Source organism: Methylobacterium litchii (assembly GCF_038442315.1).
GTDB lineage: Bacteria > Pseudomonadota > Alphaproteobacteria > Rhizobiales > Beijerinckiaceae > Methylobacterium > Methylobacterium litchii.
The window spans coordinates 1-2,631 of record NZ_JBBXMY010000042.1; the positions used below are offsets into that span (position 1 = coordinate 1).

Sequence of the window (2,631 nt, forward strand, 5' to 3'; positions counted from 1 at the left end):
CGCTGGCGATCGCAGCCAGCCGCTCCGCGTCGCTCGCATCGAGGAGCACGCATACCGTCTGGGCCATGGCCCAGACCCACACGTCTCACCGACTGAGTGAATCCTCCGTCCGCATCACTGCACTAGGTAGGGGACTCATTCAGTTCCATGCGATGACACATGAAACGAGCGCGACAGCTGCGAGATAGTTACAGGCTAACCGATCGTAGCGGGTCGCGACGCGCCGCCTGTTTTTGAGGTGACCAAACAGCCGCTCGATCCAATTGCGCCGCCGGTAGGCGATCCGGCTGTGCTTATAGGGTACCGTCCGCGTGGCCGTAGACGGGATAGTGGCGATTACCCGATGGCTTTTCAGCCAATTCCTCAAGCTCTGCGCGTCGTAGGCCTTGTCGGCGATCAGTCGTTTGGGCAGCACCACAGCGCACAGCAGAGGCAGCGCCATGGTGATGTCGGCCACGTTGCTGGGCGTCAGGGCGAACGCAACCGGTCGGCCACGATCATCGGCCAAGCAATGGATTTTACTCGTGAACCCGCCCCGCGAGCGGCCGATCGCCTGGCTCTAGGCCCCCCTTTTCCGCCAGCAGCCGAGCGGTGGGCGTTCACGTGGGACGCGTCGAGCATCAACTCATCTGGCACGGGTCCTGTGGCCGCGATCTTGGCGAACAGCCGCTGCCAGATCCCGCGCTGAGACCACCTGTTATAGCGGTTGTAGATCGTCGTGTGCGGACCGTAAGCGGAGGGGGTGTCCTGCCAGCGGCAGCCGACCTTCAGCACATGCAGGATGCCGCTGATCACTCGCCTGTCGTCGACCCAAGCCTTGCCCGGTTGGCCGTGAGGGAGGTGCGGCTCGATCCGCCCCCAGGCTTCATCGGAGAGCCAGAACAACCGTGCCATCGCGATCCTCCTGCGCTAGAAACCCCAATCTCAGGAAGAAAACGCGAGCTAAGACAATTGGTTGTATGAGTTCCCTACTTAGCGTCCGGACCCATAAAGGTGGTGCGGACGGCTCGGATGTGATTCACGGCTCCTGCGGGAGGGGCCAATGGACCATTTCTGGCTGACGGACGAGCAGTTCGCGAGGATTGCACCGCTTCTGCCAAACGATACGCGGGGCAGGGAGCGCGTGGACGACCGGCGGGTGATCAGCGGCATCGTCCACGTGCTCAAATCTGGAGGTCGTTGGACGGATGTGCCGCGCGATCTCTACGGGCCGAAGAAGACCCTCTACAATCGCTTCGTGCGCTGGGTGGCCTAGGGGGTCTGGGTCGAGCTGTTCGAGACCCTCGCCAAGGCCGGCGGGCCGCCCTCTCAGGTGCTGATCGATTCCACCGCCGTGAAGGCCCACCGCTGCGCCGCAGGAGGCAAGGGGCGAGCAGGGCCAGGCCATCGGCCGCTCGCGGGGCGGGCGCACGACCAAGATCCACGCCCTCACCGACCGCTTGTGCCGCCCGCTCGCGTTCCTGCTGACCGGTGGGCAGGCTGCCGGCTGCAAGGCCGGCGCGCTGCTGCTCGAACGCCTACCCGCCTGCCGCATCGTGCTGGCGGACAAGGGCTATGACAGCGAAGCCATTCGGCGGCAGATCGAGGCGGCCGGGGCCGCGCCCAACATCCCGCCCAAGATCAACCGCCGCTGGAAGCCGTGCTTCTCCCCCGTGCTCTATCGCTGACGCAACGCCATCGAACGCATGTTCGGTCGGCTCAAGGACTTCCGCCGCATCGCGACCCGCTACGACCGCCTGGCGACCAGTTATCTCGCCGCCGTCTGCCTCGCCGCCACCGTCAGCTACTGGTTATGAGTCCGGAGGGTAGGGTTTCAGCTGCGGCGGTGATGTGATTCGGCGCACGGCTTTCCGAGGATGCGAGAGCCGATGGCGTCTGCCCTTTCCGTAGATCTGCGCGAGCGCGTCGTGGCCGCGATCGAAGCGGGAGCCTCGCGCCGGGATGTTCCTCGGCGAGACTTCCACAAACACAAAGATGGTCCGCCGTTATGGGCGAGCGCCGCGCGGAGAAAGCTGCCGGGTCGCGGTGCCGTTCGAGCAATGGAAGACTATCACCGCTACCACCGGCTTGCGCATCAGCGGCCCGACGGCCGCCTTACTATTCGACGGACCGATGACGGGCGCTCGCCTCCGCGGCTATGTCGATGAAACCATGATCCCAACCTTAAAGCCAAGTGACCCGTTCGTGACCGACAACTTCCCGGCCCACAAGGTCAGCGGTGTCCACGAGCGCGTCGAGGCGGCGGGAGCGCGGCTACTCTACCTGCCGGCCTATTTCCCCGAATTCAACTCAATCACCCTTGTCTTCTTCGAGCTCCAGGCCATTCTTTGTGCTATGGCCAATCGCACGCTCGGTGACCTTTGGAACGCCATCCAACGCGCCCTCAGACACTCAACTTCAGCCAAATGCCGCCGCTATATCGCCGCCGCAGGCTACAACGCATATGATTCCACCTGCTCGGATGCCGCTCGAGCCATCTCGTCAACGTAACTTTTGTTAAGGGCTCTTAGAGGCTCTAACAAAACCGGGTTTGGCGCGTTGAGTGAAGATGGCGAGACCGCTCCTTCCCGATGGCCTGTGGGCCGAGATCGCACCGCTGCTGCCGCCTGAACGGGCCAAGCCGAAGGGCGG

General features: G+C 63.9%; 1 protein-coding gene and 3 pseudogenes. 3 read left to right on the forward strand and 1 reads right to left on the reverse strand.

Annotation, left to right across the window (positions count from 1 at the left end):
* Positions 1-139 precede the first annotated feature (139 nt).
* A protein-coding gene (locus AAHF99_RS27015; protein ID WP_412759966.1) for an IS5 family transposase occupies positions 140-894 on the reverse strand; the annotation gives its coding sequence in 2 pieces (ribosomal slippage) (positions 140-520 and positions 523-894; 753 coding nt in all).
* Between the two features lie 148 nt (positions 895-1,042).
* Between AAHF99_RS27015 and AAHF99_RS27020 the strand changes: the two are divergent.
* The 3 pseudogenes from AAHF99_RS27020 to AAHF99_RS27030 all read left to right on the forward strand — a co-directional run.
* Positions 1,043-1,796: pseudogene (locus AAHF99_RS27020) on the forward strand (IS5 family transposase).
* A gap of 148 nt (positions 1,797-1,944) precedes the next feature.
* Positions 1,945-2,490 (forward strand): annotated as a pseudogene (locus tag AAHF99_RS27025) (transposase); the annotation flags it as partial.
* A gap of 58 nt (positions 2,491-2,548) precedes the next feature.
* Positions 2,549-2,631 (forward strand): annotated as a pseudogene (locus AAHF99_RS27030) (IS5/IS1182 family transposase); the annotation flags it as partial.